At 61.5% G+C, this 15,436-nt stretch carries 13 protein-coding genes and 1 pseudogene; 1 reads left to right on the top strand and 13 read right to left on the bottom strand.

Features of this window, described 5'->3' with window-relative positions:
• Positions 1-175: 175 nt before the first annotated feature.
• Positions 176-361 carry a hypothetical protein gene (locus tag NKI39_RS11505; RefSeq protein WP_352831876.1) on the top strand — a complete coding sequence of 62 codons (186 nt, stop codon included), beginning with the start codon at positions 176-178 and terminating at the stop codon, positions 359-361.
• Positions 362-621: 260 nt separating this feature from the next.
• Here the strand turns inward: NKI39_RS11505 and NKI39_RS11500 are convergent, their stop codons facing one another.
• The 13 genes and pseudogenes from NKI39_RS11500 to NKI39_RS11440 form a co-directional block, all read right to left on the bottom strand.
• Complete coding sequence (locus tag NKI39_RS11500) at positions 622-1,047, bottom strand: DUF309 domain-containing protein (RefSeq protein WP_352831874.1); 426 nt, start codon at positions 1,045-1,047, stop codon at positions 622-624.
• A gap of 316 nt (positions 1,048-1,363) precedes the next feature.
• Positions 1,364-1,705, bottom strand: coding sequence for a hypothetical protein (locus tag NKI39_RS11495; RefSeq protein ID WP_352831872.1), 342 nt, complete (start codon positions 1,703-1,705; stop codon positions 1,364-1,366).
• 25 nt (positions 1,706-1,730) lie between these two features.
• Complete coding sequence (locus tag NKI39_RS11490; protein WP_352831871.1) at positions 1,731-2,744, bottom strand: ABC transporter substrate-binding protein; 1,014 nt, start codon at positions 2,742-2,744, stop codon at positions 1,731-1,733.
• A 675-nt stretch (positions 2,745-3,419) separates the two neighbouring features.
• A complete protein-coding gene (locus tag NKI39_RS11485) occupies positions 3,420-4,547 on the bottom strand; it encodes an adenylate/guanylate cyclase domain-containing protein (protein WP_352831869.1) in 1,128 nt (375 codons plus the stop codon).
• Between the two features lie 14 nt (positions 4,548-4,561).
• Entirely contained in the window at positions 4,562-4,927 is a 366-nt protein-coding gene (locus NKI39_RS11480; RefSeq protein ID WP_352698959.1) for a response regulator, read from the bottom strand.
• Entirely contained in the window at positions 4,924-7,578 is a 2,655-nt protein-coding gene (locus tag NKI39_RS11475) for a GAF domain-containing protein (protein WP_352831867.1), read from the bottom strand. The genes NKI39_RS11480 and NKI39_RS11475 overlap by 4 nt, the downstream gene beginning before the upstream one ends.
• The gene (locus NKI39_RS11470; protein WP_352819248.1) at positions 7,544-8,128 is read right to left on the bottom strand and encodes an SCO family protein; all 585 of its coding nucleotides are present in this window, start codon (positions 8,126-8,128) and stop codon (positions 7,544-7,546) included. The genes NKI39_RS11475 and NKI39_RS11470 overlap by 35 nt, the downstream gene beginning before the upstream one ends.
• Entirely contained in the window at positions 8,125-9,135 is a 1,011-nt protein-coding gene (locus NKI39_RS11465) for an ABC transporter substrate-binding protein (RefSeq protein ID WP_352831865.1), read from the bottom strand. Before NKI39_RS11465 ends, NKI39_RS11470 begins: the two co-directional genes overlap by 4 nt.
• 32 nt (positions 9,136-9,167) lie before the next feature.
• Positions 9,168-10,175 (bottom strand): ABC transporter substrate-binding protein, encoded by a 1,008-nt coding sequence (locus NKI39_RS11460; RefSeq protein WP_352772327.1) that lies wholly within the window; start codon positions 10,173-10,175, stop codon positions 9,168-9,170.
• A gap of 45 nt (positions 10,176-10,220) precedes the next feature.
• Positions 10,221-11,228 (bottom strand): ABC transporter substrate-binding protein, encoded by a 1,008-nt coding sequence (locus NKI39_RS11455; protein ID WP_352831863.1) that lies wholly within the window; start codon positions 11,226-11,228, stop codon positions 10,221-10,223.
• Positions 11,229-11,258: 30 nt separating this feature from the next.
• Complete coding sequence (locus tag NKI39_RS11450) at positions 11,259-12,272, bottom strand: ABC transporter substrate-binding protein (protein ID WP_352542839.1); 1,014 nt, start codon at positions 12,270-12,272, stop codon at positions 11,259-11,261.
• A gap of 862 nt (positions 12,273-13,134) precedes the next feature.
• Complete coding sequence (locus NKI39_RS11445) at positions 13,135-14,316, bottom strand: IS91 family transposase (protein WP_352831986.1); 1,182 nt, start codon at positions 14,314-14,316, stop codon at positions 13,135-13,137.
• Positions 14,317-14,331: 15 nt separating this feature from the next.
• Positions 14,332-15,238 (bottom strand): annotated as a pseudogene (locus tag NKI39_RS11440) (tyrosine-type recombinase/integrase).
• Positions 15,239-15,436 lie beyond the last annotated feature (198 nt).

The raw sequence follows: 15,436 nt of genomic DNA, 5'->3' as shown, positions 1-15,436 counted from the left end.
TACCGACCAGCGTCTGTTCTTTGGCGTACTGGCGACATTGGCGTATCGGCCGGCGAAGGTCGCCTCAGGGTCAAAGGCGTGAATTTGACGACATCACGGTCTCAATCAGCGCGGATAGAGATTTCAGTTTCAACGGAAACGGGAAGCTGAAATAGCTGGCGGAATTGCCGGTGCAATGAAAGAACCAGCGCAGCGAATTTTCAGCCAGGTCCAGGCGAAAGGGAATTCGGCATTGGGCGAACCGCGTGCGCACCAGCCGCCGCGCCGCCGGATTGTGGAACCTCTCGCGGATGGTTTTACAACAAACACCAAGGCCATCAGAAAGCAGGAAGTCGTTGATCGCTGGGGTGATTGTTTCTGACTTACTTTGGGGTGGTCCCGCACCGCCATCGTTGTCGATCGCTCACCCTGTCGACCAAGTAGTCCGGCGAATAGAGGCGTCACGTCGGCGCGTCCAGGGCGGCAACAAGCTTGGTATGCCTCGTCTGAAGTCAAGGCTCCGCAGCCGATCCAGCGCTTATTGCTTTACGGCGCTGCATGCGGTGGTGAGCGGCTTTTATAAATAGGGTTACTTACAACGCCTTCCCACAGGCGAAGCTGGGTTGAACGGAGGGTTGCCGATCAGACACTCTCCAATTTTGGGGCGAGAATAAAATCGAAAATGGGCTCGGGCTGGTCAGGGTTTAGCTCTGGCAAGAAAACCCGGGAAGTTACGGCCGCTTCGGCATATTCTGCAAGCGCGGCAGGTGTCATCCCGAGTGCAGTCTCAAAGTGCCGGCTCGGCACCGTCACCACCTGACGAAAAAGCGCGGCAGCTCTTGTCGCGTGGCGCACGGCAGCGACCCGCTTTCCCTCGCGTATTTTTACCCCGGCCGCCGCCAATAGGATCAATCCCTTGAAGAACAGGCGGTGCTGGGTGCTTCGTTTCGCAGCGTGCCAAAGAGACTCCCAAGCCTCATGGGCTTCCCAGTAATAGCCGTGGTTAAAAAGGTCGATTCCCCATCGAAAGACATCCGAGCCTAACGCTTCCGCAAGGGGGACGGTCACGGGATCGTTTCGGTAGCTATGGCCCAAGGGGTCCCGTACCGGATGCGGATGTTTGCCAGGCAGGTACGCATAGGTCGGAAGATTCTTTTCGGGCAGCAAGCGAGGACGAGACATCGGCCTAGCAAGCATGAAAAGCGCGTTGTGGCAATTCATGTCACATGGGAACTGCCATTCGTCAGAGCTGAGGCCTTGAATGGGGTGGGTTCCGGTTTCGGGAGATTTCGCTCCCAATTCCTCACTGCCAATTATGCGAGTTTCAAGCACAAATCATGAACATAGGATGACGGGGTATTGGGTTCGAATTCGCAGCCAGGGGTCAGGTTTGCGCCTGATGTCGGCCGTTGAGCAGCCCAAAGCCGTAACCCAAAGGCGGACATTCGAGCGAACAGACGACATAACGTTTGCGACATTTGTTCCCGTGTGGTTGCCGTTGATGGATACGGCTGCTCCCGCGAAACAGCAGTCCTCCAGAGACAACTAATATCTGGAGGCCGGTTGCTGCCGCCACCCGGCCGCGTTGCTCGCCGCGAAAATCGCGCAGCGACACGCGCGCCCCGTCCTGCGATGTCAACGTGATGTCCTGAGCCAGTCCGATTGTCGGCAGGCGCTCGTCGTTCGGCGCGTCGTGCTCACTCGTCCGCGCTATGTTCAGCGCCAAGGCGAGAACTGCGTCTGCTGGGGTCTCAGGCCTTCAACTCGCGTTTGAGCTCGTTGAGGAAACGCCAGTCCGTTCCGTTGGCCAGGACTTGTTGCGGACTCGACTTGATCATGCCGGTCTCCTGCATGCGCAGTGCATAGAACCGCACGCTGTCCTCGGCGTCGAACACGCGCCACTTGTCGTGCTGAGCACCGTTCAGCGTCCCAAGCGCTTCGTCATAGTTGGGCAGAAAGCCTCGATCGACGAGCTGCTGTGCCGCCAACGACGGATCAGAAGCGCACAGGTCGGCCGATTTGAGAATGGCGCGCAACACTCGCTTCGTCGCGACCGGGTATCTGCTCACATAGTCCGCATTACCGGCCACCATACAGCAAAAATATTGCGACCACGGGCGGTCGGTCCCGTTGTTGACGATCGTATGGCCGATCTTCCGGGCGTGCAGGATCTGCGGTTCGGGCGGACCAGCCATGTAGGCATCGACCTTGCCGTCGATGAACATTTGCATGGGGGCCTGTTCTCCCTCAACCCACTCGATATCGTGCACCGGATCAAGCCCGACATAGTTGGCCATGAGGGCCGTCAGGATGTGAGGATGCGACTCCACCGACCCTCCCCCGACGCGCTTGCCCCGCAGATCCCTGATGCTGCGGACGCTGTCGTTGCCGATCAGTTCGAAGCAGCCGGAATGCACGCCGATCAGCACTTTGACCGGCACGCCGGCGTCGATGGACCTAACGTGCATCGACGGCATGTTCATGTCGAAATCGATCAGGCCGGCGGAGAGCCACTTGGAATTGTCGACGTGGGTGTCGCCTTCGACATATTGGATATCGGTGAAACCGTCGGCGCGCAGAAGTTCTCCGGCGAGGTAGATGGACGCCCAACAGTAAGCGCCTCCGACCCACTGCCCCAAGCGGACGGTTGTCGTTTCCAAAGCAGGCTCCCCGGCCGCACTGGATGGGCGAACATTGAGGAGCCCGGCACCGCCGATCGCCGACAGGCCGGCCAGGAATGCGCGACGATTCTGAATTAGCTTCATCGGGACGCTCCTTTGGCAAACTGATCGTCCCTAGGGATCAAGCAAATGACCCCAGTAGAGGACGGACAATGCGTGAGCGCGCCGAGTAATCGCGAGTTGGAGCACGCCCTGTATAAAGGCGGGAGTCTTGTCGTTCTTCAGTCGCTGGCCAAGAACGCTTTCAGCCAACGATTAACGACCATACGCCTTGTCAACGTTGGTGGCGAGGGCAATGCTCTCAGCCAGGGCCAAGCCCTTTACGGAACCCTCGTACCTTCCAGGGCGCTGACAAAACGGATCGTCGGGTAGTTGCCAAAAGGCGCCTTCTCGAACCAATTCGAGACGTTCGAGTTCATCCCACGTGACGACTGGATCGGGTCCAAAGGTCGCGTTCGCAGAAGTCTAGCTTGCGCCATGAACGGACGCTGCACATCCGTTACGGCCATCTTGTCCAGACGTTGTCATAGATTACTTCGGGAAACTCCTGTCGCGCCTTTTGGCAAAGAAGCCAACCGGCTATCTGTAACGTGGCCGACGAGCTAACGTGTTTCCCTCGAGCGAGGCGGAAACAAGGAGCAACGGCCATGGAACTCAAGGCCATCCGATCGCTGATCGGTCTATAGCTGCCGGCATCCTTGTATTGCCCCATTCAGTCGATGCGCAGGAGGCGATCTATCTCATTCGGCACAGTGATCCTTAGCTTGGCCGACCGATCCACCGCACGATTTCATAGGCAGGCATCGGTCGGCGAAAGCCCTTCAGCGTCAGTTCGCCAACGGCGACGGACTCAACCAGGGATTCGACGGCACCAACGACCCGCTGGCTGACGAGAATCTGGCGTGGCCTGGCTTCCTCGCATAATCGGGCGGCGTGGTTCGACACTGTGCCTATCACTGCATAATCGGCGCGCTGATCGAAACCGATCCGCCCGATGGTTGCATGGCCTCGGGCGATGCCGATTCCGAAGCCGAGCAAGTGATCGCGCTTGCGCCATTGCTCTGAATGCTCGTCAATCGCATCACGCATCGCCGCAGCCATGCGGACGGCTCTCTCCGTATGGTCGGCGCAGGGCAGTGGATCGTTGAAAACGACGACGATACCGTCGCCCACGAATCGCTCAAGAGTTCCCTCGTAGCGGACGATTTGTTCACCAAGACAGGCGTGGTATTCGCCAAGAACCGCCATCACCTCCTCAGGTTCGGCAGTCTCGGCGAAGGCTGTAAAGCCGCGTAGATCGCAGAAAACGACGGTCACCTCGCGGCGGTGACTTTGCAGAAGCGTGTCGCCATTTCCCGCCGCAAGGATGAGGTCGGCGACTTGCTCGGGCAGGAAACGCCGGAGCCGGCTCATTCGCTCGATCTCGATCACCTGCTCCGCCAGGGTCTGCTCGAGCGAGCGGTTCCAATCGGAAAGCTGCACGGCTTGGCTTGCGACGGTATCGTGAAGCGCCTTCTGGCGCAGCATCGAGCGCACCCGCGCCAACAGCGCCTGGTGCTCGAAGGGCTTTGTCAAATAGTCATCGCCCCCGGCGTCCAGCCCCTCGACCACATCGCGCGTGTCGGCTTTTGCGGTGACAAGAATGACCGGGATCGATCGCAGCGAGAGATCCTGCTTCAGCATACGCACCACGCTGATGCCGTCGAGCTTCGGCATCATGATGTCGAGCAGGATCAGATCCGGCGTGAGATCGCGGGCCTTACCAAGCCCCTCTTCACCATCCGCGGCAGTCACCACTTCGTAGCCATTCGCCTCGAGCCGCATGCGAAGGATCTCAAGGTTCTCCGGGGTATCGTCGACCGCGAGAATGCGAGGCGGATCGTGCAAGGTACCGTCTCCCCTCAGGAAAGGAACTGACGAATCTCGGCGAGCAGCTGGCGCGGACTGAATGGCTTGGCAATGTAGCCATCGCACCCTGCAGCAAGGGCCTTCGCCTCGTCGCCCGACAATGCATAGGATGTGACGACAATGATCGGGATGTGCCGCAGCGCCGGATCGGCCTTTATACGGCGGGCCGCTTCATACCCGTCGATTACCGGCAGCTGAATGTCCATGAGGATCAGGTCTGGCTTCTCGGCCGCAGCAGCAGCGACGCCGGCGGCACCGTCCGCCGCCTCGATCAACTCGTATTCGGTGGTGGCGATGAGATCGCGGATGATCTGGCGGTTGTCCTCGGTGTCTTCCACCATCAGGATTCGTTTGCTCATGCGGCCCTCACTTCCTCATTCACCCGGATTGGTATCTTCAGCCGGAATGTCGATCCTGACCCGAGCACGGACTCGACGTCTATGGTCCCACCATGCATTTCGACGATGCGCTTTGTGATCGCCAGGCCGAGACCTGTGCCACCCTTCTGCCTGGTGCTGCTGTTGTCGACCTGCTGGAATTCTTCGAAGATGAGATCCTGGTCCTTGGACGCGATGCCGGGACCTGTATCCCGGACGGTGATCTCGAAATGTCCGTCGGCCGCGCCGGCAAGAATTTCGACCGCACCCGTTTCGGTGAACTTGACGGCATTGCCTGCAAGATTGAGCAGGACCTGCGTCAAACGGCGTTCGTCCCCGCGGCCGATTGGAAGGTTCTCGGCAACAGTCGTTGAAAGCTCAAGACCCTTCGCTCGTGCCAGCGGCTCGACAGCCGTAACGGCCAATCGAACAATCTGCGCGACGGAGTAGTCCTCGATCGCCAGCGTGAGCTGACCGGCTTCGATCTTCGAAAGGTCGAGTACGTCGTTGATGAGCCCGAGGAGATGACGGCCGTTTGCCTGCACACGCGCGACGGTCGTCTTTGCCTTGTCCGGAAGTTCGCCGTAGATGCCGTCGACCAGCAGTTCTGTGAAGCCCAAGACCGAATTGAGCGGTGTTCTGAGCTCGTGGCTCATATTCGCGAGGAACTGGGACTTGTGGCGGCTAGCTGCCTCCAGCTCCCGGCCTTTCTCCTCGATCTCGCGGAACAGCTTGGCATTCTGGATCGCGAGCACCGATTGGGCTGCGAAGGTCTCCAGCAGATGGACAACTTGCTCATGGAAGGCACCTGGCTTGTGGCGCCTGACGACCAGTGCACCTACGATCTTGTTGGGCCTCAGCAGCGGAACGATCAGGATACCGCGATATCCGGCATCGACGATCGTCTTTCTTACAAGGAAGGATGAGGTCTCCTGGCCGAGGTCGGGAAACTGCACCGGCATGCAGCGCCCGGGTGCGTCGCCGATCCCCATGTCGGCCAGCCCGATCGTCTGGTGTGAGACTGCGGCGATAAGCTCATCGCTCATACCGAAGTTTGCGCGCGGACGGAATTGCTGCCGCGTGCTGCTGAACACGTAGATGGTGCCAGCATCCGTCTCCGACAACTGGACCGCTTTGGCGACGATTGTTTTCAGCACCGTGTCGAGATCCAGCGTCGAATTGACCGCCTTGCTCACCTCACCAAGCGCCTCGAGCTCACCAACAGACGCGGCAAGCTCGCGCGTTCGTGACTGCACCGCCTCGAAGAGCCGCGCATTCTCGATGGCGATCACCGCCTGGTCGGCGAATGTCTCGACGAGCGCGATCTCCTTGGGATTGAAAGATTGCGGCTCAACCCGGGTCATGACGAATACGCCTACGAGATCACCCTCCCGCAACAGCGGGGCAGCGAGGACGGTGCGGAACCCGCCTGCCTCAGCGATCAGGGCCACGCGGTAGTCCGGATCAGCGGTCACGTCTTCGATTTGCACGATCCGACGTTCTTCGATTACGCGCCCTACGGCGGAGCCTCGGCCTGCGGCAAGCGCTGGAAGTGGATTGGCGTCGACATAAGCGCGGAAACTGGGCGGGTAGCCATGCGTCGACACATAGCGGAATACGCCATCCAACAACTGCACGATACCACCCTTGTCGGCACGGCAGAGCCTGACAGCCGATTCCACCAACGTATCGAGCACGACCTGTAGATCGAAGGTAGAGCGGCTGATGACCTTCAGAACATCTGCAGTGGCTGTCTGCTGCTGAAGGGCCTCGTCGAGCTGCTGGGTGCGCGTCTCAATCTCCTGATATAGGCGCCCCAGCTGGTCGGAGGTCTGGTTGACGTTAGCGGCGAGCACTCCAAGTTCGTCGCGATTGGCGACGGCAACGTGTTGGGCGAAGTCGCCGGCCGCTATTTGACTGAGACGCGTCTCGATCTTCTTGACCGGTTCGATCAACGACCATGAGATTATGTAGCCAAGCGCAAGCGCGAGCAGGATGCTGCCCACAGCGAAAGCAACCACGACCAGTTGGGAGGTGCCGTACGCCCCCTCGCTCGCTTCGATGGCCACGACCATGTCGGCTTCGGCCATGTTGACCAACTGGTTCGTCAGCCGCTCGAGGCGGTCGGCCGACGGCATGATCTCGTCCAGCTGAACCTTGCGCGCTTCGTCCGTGCGACCGGCGCGGAAGAGCTCCGCGACACGCGTCACGCCGGCCGCGAGCCGTTCGTATTCCTGTCGGACCTGGCCCAGCACCTCCGCCTCAGTTTTAGCGACGAACTCCATGCGGTCGAGGTCATAGCCAAACTGGTTGAGCTGGCGCAGCGCCCCATCCAGCATCCGGTTGTCCTGAAGCAACAGGGCGGTGGAGATGCCGTAGAGCTGGGTGGTCGTATCGTGCTGCACCTGGCGATAGGCCGCGATCCTGCGCTGCAGCTTGATCAGCTCGTTGGTCTGATCGTTGACCCCACTCAGCACCTGCAACCCGACGGCCCCGAGCACGATCAGCAGGCCGACGATCGACAGGAACGCGATCAAGAGCTTGGTCTGGACGCGCGCCGGCAGCCGGGCAACCCAGCCAACGAGCCGGTTCGTTATGCTATTTGGATTCGTCCAAGAGGCTGACAAGGTCATCCCGGAACTCCTCCAAGTCGAACCGGACGCCAAGATACTGTACTCGCAAGATGCCATTGGGGTCTACGAGCGACGTCAGCAAGGTATGGTCGACATCTCCGTTCACCGTTTTCTTCGCGATGACGCCGTATTTCCGTCCAACCTCATGGACAATCGCCGGATCACCGGTAAGAAACGACCAGCCCTTCAGATCGGCGCCAAAATTCTGCGCATATTCCTTCAAAACATCGGGCGTGTCGCGCTCCGGGTCGACGGTGATCGAAACGAAGGCGATCTGGGGTCCGAACGCGTTACCCAACTCCTCCTGCACGCTGGCCATATGGGCGGTCAGCATGGGGCAGACGTCGGTACAGTGCGTATAGATGAATGAGACGGCGACCACCTTGCCGCGAAAGTCGTGCAGCGACACGCGCACACTATCCTGCGATACCAAGGTAAAGTCCGGCGCCTGTCCGATCGTCGGCAGGCGCTCGTCGTGCCGCGCGTCGTGCGCGTGTGCCGGCCCGGCCATCAGCGCCAGCACCAAGATGCGCGCCGGCCACTCGCTCACGTTTTCATCTCGCGCTTGATCTCGTTGAGGAGGCGCCAATCCGTGCCGTTGGCGATAATCTTGTTAGGGCCGGCCTCGATGAAGCCGACTTCGTTCATCCGCAGTGCGTAGAAGCGCATCGTGTCTTCGGGGTCGAACTCCCGCCACACGTCGTAGCGCGCTCCGCGCAAGCCCTCCAATGCATAGTCGTATCGATCGGTGAACTTGCCGTCGACCGATAGTTGCGCAGCCAGTTGCGGATCCGACACGCAGATGTCGGCGCCCTTGAGGATCGCTCGCAGCACGCGTTTGGTCGCCACGGGGTGTCTGTCGACATAGTCCGCGCGGCCGGCAAGCATGCAGCAGTAGTGTTGCGACCATGGCCGGTCGACGGTCGTATTAAGGATTGTGTGGCCGACGTTCCGGGCGCGCTGCTCCTGCGGCTCGGGTGGCACCGCCAGAAAGGCATCGACCTTTCCTTCGTTAAATAGTTGCATCGAGCTGACGTCCGGGTTCGCGACCCACTTGAGATCGGTGGCGGGATCGAGACCGACATAGGCGGCCATGAGGGTTACGAGCATGTGCGGAGCTGAGGTCAGCGCGAACACGCCCACCCTCTTGCCCTTGAGGTCGGAGATGCTGTTAATGCTTTCGTTGACGATCAGTTCGAGGCAGCCGGAGTGCAGGCCGGTGACCACCTTTATCGGCATGCCGGCCTCGATCGCCATGATGTGCGGTGGCGGAAAGTCGGTGGCGAAATCCAGTTCGCCGTTTGCGAGCATCGCGAACGGATCGGAGTCGGCGGCCAAGTCTATGTAGCGTACATCGGTGAACCCTTCGGCGCGCAATAGCTCCCCGGCGATATTCTTGGGTGCTTCGCAAAGGGCGCGGAACGTCCTTGGCAAACGCACTGTCGTGGTCTCTGGCGCCGGCTCGGCATGAGCCGATGTCGGCACGTTGACGAGACCCGCGGCGCCGACCGCCGACAGGCCCATAATGAAGTGGCGGCGGCTCTGGACAATCTCCATGTCACGTCTCCTCTCCCTCGGCACGAGCAGACTCAGCCTTTCATCTCGCGCTTTACCTCGTTGAAAAAGCGCCAATCGGTGCCATTCGCGATGATCTCGTTCGGGTTCGACTTGACGATGCCGGCTTCATGCAACCGTAACGAGAAGAATCGGACCGTATCCTCGGGATCGAAGTCGCGCCAATCGGAGTATGGGAGCTCGCGGAGCGACTGCACGGCGTAGTCGTATTGTTCGGTGTGTCCGCCATCCACCAAGAGGCGTGCCACCCGTTCCGGTTCGGCCGCGCAGATATCGGCCGATTTGATGATGGCCCGGATGACGCGCTTGGTGGCAACTGGATTTTTCTCGGCATACGCGGCGTTGACCGCCAGCATGCAGCAGTAATATTGCGACCACGGCCGGTCCTTGGAACTGTCGAGGATGACGTGGCCGACTTTGCGGGCGCGGAGGTCTTGAGCCTCAGGCGGAAAAGCCAGGAAGGCGTCGACCTTGCCATCGGCGAAGAGCTCCGCCGGCTTTGCCTCGCCGACGATCCATTCGATGTCGCGTTGCGGATCGAGGCCGACATAGGTCGCCATGGCACTGACGAAGATATGCGGATCCGACGATAGATTGCCGCCGACGCCGACTTTGCGGCCCTTGAGATCTGTGATGCTCTTGATGTTCTCGCGTCCGAACAACTCGTAGCAGCCGACATGGACTCCGGAGATCACCTTGATCGGGGCGCCAGTGTCGACCGGAATGATTAGGGCCGTGGCAAAGTCAATGCCGAAGTCGATGTCCCCGCGCGCCAGCATCTCGGTCTGGGCGAAACCGGCCTCGGCGGCCACGAAGCCGAAATCTGAGAACCCCTCTGCGCGGATCAGATCCTCGGCGACGTACTGCGGAGCGATGCAGATACCAGGCGCCGCCGCAAAGCGGGCGGTCGTGGTTTCAGGTGCCGCTTCGGCGGCGGCCGCGTTGCGGCCCTTTGCAAGACCCGCGGCTGCGAGCGCAGACAGGCCTGTAAGGAAACGGCGACGGTTCTGGACAATCTGCACGAGTCTCTCCTTCCCTTGAAAAGGCAACGCGTATCGGCGATAGGTCTACGTCTTCAGCTCTCGCTTTAGCTCGTTGAGGAAGCGCCAGTCTGTTCCGTTGGCGATGATCCTGTCGGGTGTGGACCCGATCAAACCGATTTCCTTCAGCCGCAGCGCATAGAAGCGGACGGTGTCAGTTGAATCGTAGTCCCGCCATTTCCGGTAGGGCAACTCGCTGATCGCTGCGAACGCGTCATCGTAGCGGCTGGCGAATCCGCCCGCGACCAAGCGCTCGGCAACCAAGGCCGGCGCGGCGGTGCATAGATCCGCGGCCTTGAGGATGGCGCGCAGCACCCGCTTGGTAGCAACCGGATGCGCGGCCACAAAATCGCTGTTGCCGGACAGCATGCAGCAAAAATATTGCGACCAAGGTCGGTCCACTGTGCTGTTGACGATCACGTGCCCGACCTTGCTGCGCCGCAATTCCTGCGGGTCCGGCGGAAAGCCCAGGAATGCATCGATTTCGCCCCGCGCGAACAGCTCCTTGGGCTTGACCGCCGGGTCCACCACCCAGTTGATGTCGCGCGCTGGATCGAGCCCGACATAGGCGGCGATGCTGGCGAGGAACAGATGCGGCCCCGAACCGAGCCCCTGGACGCCGACGTTCCGGCCCTTCAGATCGACGACGCTGTCGATCCCGTGCTTGGCAAACAGCTCGAAGCAACCGGGATGGACGCCGCCGAGCAGAGTGAGCCGCGCACCGGAGTCCAAGGCGACGATCGAATTTGTCACGAAGTTGAGGCTAAAGTCGATCTCGCCATTCGCCACCGCGGAGGCCGTGGCCGCACCGGGGCCTGCCGCGACATAGGCAACCTCGGTGAAGCCCTCAGTGCGCAGCAGGTCCTCTACAACATACTGTGGCGCCACGCAGATGCTAGGGATCTTGGCCAAGCGAATGCGTGTGGTCTCCGGCCCTGGCTCGGCAAGAACTCGAGTTGGAGCGCCGACGAGGCTTGCGGTGCCGGCAGCCGTCAGGCCGGCCAGGAAGAGCCTGCGGCTCTGAATGATTTGCATGTCTACGTCTCCCCTCGAGACCAGATGGGATCAGGTTTTCAGCTCACGCTTCAACTCGTCGAGGAAGCGCCAGTCCGTTCCGTTGGCGATGATCTGTTGTGGGCTGGACCTGATCATGCCGGTCTCCTGCATGCGCAGTGCGTAGAACCGCAAGGAGTCTTCGGGATCGAATTCCCGCCAGCGGTCGTACCGAATGTCCTTCAGAGTTTGGAGCGCGTAGTCATAGCTGGTCTCGAAATCGCGATCGACCATCTGCTGGGCCACACTTTCGGGATCTGACACGCAGAGGTCGGCGGCCTTGAGGATGGATCGCAAGACCCGCTTGGTCGCCACCGGGTATCTTGTCACATAGTCCGTCGTGGCCGAGATCATGCAGCAGAAATACTGCGACCACGGGCGGTCGACGGCATTGTTGAGGATCGTGTGGCCGATCTTCTTGGCGCGCAGCTCCTGCGGCTGGGGCGGCGTCCCGAGGAATGCGTCGATCTTCCCTTCGACGAAGAGTTCCGTCGGCTTGACGTCGTTAGTCAAGACCCATTGGATATCGTTCACTGGATCGAGTCCGACATAAGCGGACATGAGGGACAGCCACACGTGCCGCGAGTTGTTGAAACCGTTCACGCCCACTCTCTTGCCCCGCAGATCCGTGACGCTGCGAATGCTCTCCTTGGCGATCAGTTCGAGGCATCCCGAGTGCAAGCCGGTCAGCACCTTGATCGGCACGCCGGCGGCGATCGACGCGACCTGGTTCGGCGCAAAGTTCACGGAGAAATCGGTCTCACCGCGTGCGATCCATACCGATTGGTTGACGCTTCTGTCGCCTTCTATGTAGCGGACATCGGTAAGACCCTCGGCGCGCATCAGTTCTCCGGCGATGTACGCACCTGCCCAACAGTAGGAACTACCGACCCACAGCGGCAGACGAACCGTGGTCGTTTCCAACGGCGGTTCCGCGTGGAGTGACCCTGGAACACCGACGATACCGGCAGCGCCTGCCATTGCAGCGCCGGCTAGGAACCGGCGGCGGGTTTGGATGATCTGCATCAGAACGCTCCTCTTCCGATTGGCAAAAGCAATACTGGCCGGAACCGAGGAAAAGAGGTTTCAGCAGAGGCAGATGGTCTGGTGAGCGCGACGAGTAGTTGTGGAACCTAGCGCGCCTAGTCCGATGCGAGAGTCTTGCGCTCTCAGTCGCCGGCTCATTTATTAGCAACAGACGATATGCCACGATACGCCCAATTTGCGTAGGTAGCGAGCGCAAAACTTGCTACGCCGAACGTCCCGCCAGCACCTCGCTGTCATGGAGACTGTTTACGGGGTTGCGAATGGCCAGTTCAAGTTTGCTGCGGCCGGACCCACCCGCTGAACGTCCGCTATCGTTCTTCGGACGCCAAAAGCCGCCATTCCGCTATACGGCCCCCCGCCCCGCCCGAGACGCTCAGATCGTTTGGCAGGTGTTTAGTTCAGGCGGTGGTCGGGTTGAGCTGGCGTCCCGTGGCCGGCCCCGATGCGCGCACGCCGCTGATCGAGACCTGCCGAACGATGACGCTCCGACCGCGTACGTCCCCTTTCCAAATAGGCCGACCCATGATCGGACTGTCCGTTACCGTGAAGAGTTTCGGGCGCCGGCAGGCGTACGAAAGTCCCCGAGGAAGGAACCCGTGGGCCACAGTCGATGGCTATGGGGATTTCGATTTGCGGCTGGTGTCGGCGATGGCGCGACCGCCGCTGGGAAGCGGCGGGTTTGATGCGGACGGACCGTTTCGCGTTTCAGCCACGCGGTATTGTTGGCTCGTCGCGCGGCCGGACGCGACCCGTTCGGCGTCGATAATCACCATGGACACGCGTGGGTCCGTTGCCGGAGGCTGAGTGCCTGCGGCTGAAGGCTGGAGCATGCCATGCCGGGTCATGGAGAGTTCTCCCGGTTCGTCGCCGTGGTGTCCGGCGGTCCGCGCGGCTGTCGCCACCGTTCGAACGTCTCGATGATGATCATGCTTCCGCCGCAGCACCGGCATGGCGGACGGAAGTCAGTCGGTTCTACCGAGTTGTCGTCCGCCGACGGCGCAGCGACGTTCAGCAGTTCGCGGGCGCGTGCGAGGCTGGTCTTGCGAGCAGAGCCGGCGAGCAGGCCGTAGTGCCGGATGCGGTGGAAGCCACGTGGCAGGATGTGGAACAGGAATCGGCGGATGAACTCGTCGGTGGCGAGCGTCATGACCTGCTGCCGATCGGCGCCGTCGCGGCGGTAGTCCTTGTAGCGGAATGTGACGCCGCTCTTGTCGAAGGCGATCAGCCGGCGGTTCGAGATCGCAACCCGGTGGGTATAGCGGGACAGATAGGCGAGCACCGCCTCCGGCCCGGCGAACGGCGCCTTGGCGTACACCACCCAGTGCTTCTTGCGGACCGGCGACAGGTGCCGCACGAATGCCTGCCGCGCGGACAGGTGCGCCATCGATCCGAAGAAGGCGAGCCGTCCTGCGTCGTGCAGCGCGACCAGCCGGGTGAGGAAGAGCCGTCGGAACAGCTTGCCGAGTACGCGTACCGGAAGCAGGAAGGCCGACCGAGAAGATATCCAGCGGCTTCCGTCCGGCGCGATGCCGCCGCCCGGCACGATCATGTGCAGGTGCGGATGGTGCGTCATCGCCGATCCCCAGGTGTGGAGCACCGCGGTGATGCCGATGCGCCCGCCGAGGTGTCTTGGGTCGGCGGCGATCGTCAGCATCGTCTCCGCTGCCGCCTTGAACAGCAGGTCGTAGACGAGCGCCTTGTTCTGGAACGCGATGTCGGCGACCTCGGCGGGCAGCGTGAACACGACATGGAAGTAGCCGACCGGCAGCAGATCGGCCTCACGCTCGGCCAACCATGTCCGTGCCACCGCGCCCTGGCACTTCGGGCAGTGCCGGTTGCGGCAGGAGTTGTAGGCGATCCGCCATTGGCCGCAGTCCTCGCAAGCCTCGACGTGACCGCCAAGGGCTGCGGTGCGGCAATACTCGATCGCCGACATGACCTTGAGCTGGGCGAGGCTAAGGTGACCTGCATGGGCAGCCCGGTAAACGGGTCCGGCAGCACGGAAGATGTCGGCGACCTCGATCGAGGCGCGTACGGCTCAGATGTCGGGCGAGACCTCTCCCGGCTTGAACAGCCCGAGCTTGTCGAGCGGGCTCGTCACGGCAGACCGTCCGGGTCGCCACCTTCGCGTAAAGGGCGGTGTTGTTGAGCTTGGCATGCCCGAGCAGGACCTGGATGATGCGGATGTCGGTGCCGTCCTCCAGCAGGTGGGTGGCGAAGCTGTGGCGTAGCGTGTGCGGCCCGACCCGCTTGGCGATGTCGGCGGCCTGGGCTGCCTCGACGACGATGCGATAGAGCTGCCGCGTGCTGATCGGCTTCATCGCGTGCTGTCCGGGGAACAGCCAGCCGTCGCGGTGCATCACGCCCTGCTGACGTCCGACCTTCCACCACTCACGCAGCAACAAGAGCAGGTCCTCCGAGAGCATGGCGTTGCGATAGCGCCCGCCCTTGCCACGCTCGACGCGCAGCAGCATGCGCTCGCTGTCGACGTCGGCAACCTTCAGCATCGACACCTCGGCGACACGCAGGCCCGCGCCATAGGCGACTGACAATGCGGCCTGGTGCTTGAGACACGTGGTGGCGTTGAGCAGCCGGGCCACCTCGTCGCGGCTGAGCACCACGGGCAGGTTGCGCGGATGCGCCAGCCGGACAAGCCTGCGCGCCAGGTCCGGGCGGTCGAGCGTGTGGGTGAAGAAGAAGCGCAGTGCCGACACGATGCTGTTCATCGTTGGCACGGGAACGCCGTCCTCCTGCTGCTCGATCTGGAACCGGCGCAGGTCGTCGGCGGTAGCGGTGTCTGGTGAACGCCCGAGGAATGTCGCCAGGCGTCCGATGTCGCGGAGATAGTTGCGCTGCGTCTCGCGTGAGAAACGCCGCATGTTCATGTCGTCGATCAGCCGCTGGCGCAGCGGGCTGATGGGTGCATCGAGAACGGGATGGGGCATTGGTCAGGCTCCTTGTTGAAGAAGCCCGTCATGCTCTGCCCCCGCCGGACGACGCTCAACGCCAGCGCGACGACCGGTTCTTGATCACTACCTCAACCGCAGGCGCCCCTCCCGCGCAGCGGGTCGTCTAATCGCTCGACCGTCAAGGGGGTGAGTGCAAGGCCGTCGTCCTTTCTGTCGATTCTCGTTCGTCCGAAT

This window comes from Mesorhizobium sp. M0664, from assembly GCF_040320565.1.
Taxonomy (GTDB): Bacteria; Pseudomonadota; Alphaproteobacteria; order Rhizobiales; family Rhizobiaceae; genus Mesorhizobium.
The sequence above is the reverse complement of the archived record's forward strand: the minus strand, read 5'-3'. Positions and strand labels throughout refer to the sequence as shown.

Coding starts and splice junctions, on each gene's coding strand:
- NKI39_RS11505 (WP_352831876.1), top strand. CDS start 176: ATGAAAGAACCAGCGCAGCGAATTTTCAGCCAGGTCCAGGCGAAAGGG.
- NKI39_RS11490 (WP_352831871.1), bottom strand. CDS start 2,744: ATGAAGCTAATTCAGAATCGTCGCGCATTCCTGGCCGGCCTGTCGGCG.
- NKI39_RS11480 (WP_352698959.1), bottom strand. CDS start 4,927: ATGAGCAAACGAATCCTGATGGTGGAAGACACCGAGGACAACCGCCAG.
- NKI39_RS11475 (WP_352831867.1), bottom strand. CDS start 7,578: ATGACCTTGTCAGCCTCTTGGACGAATCCAAATAGCATAACGAACCGG.
- NKI39_RS11465 (WP_352831865.1), bottom strand. CDS start 9,135: ATGGAGATTGTCCAGAGCCGCCGCCACTTCATTATGGGCCTGTCGGCG.
- NKI39_RS11455 (WP_352831863.1), bottom strand. CDS start 11,228: ATGCAAATCATTCAGAGCCGCAGGCTCTTCCTGGCCGGCCTGACGGCT.
- NKI39_RS11450 (WP_352542839.1), bottom strand. CDS start 12,272: ATGCAGATCATCCAAACCCGCCGCCGGTTCCTAGCCGGCGCTGCAATG.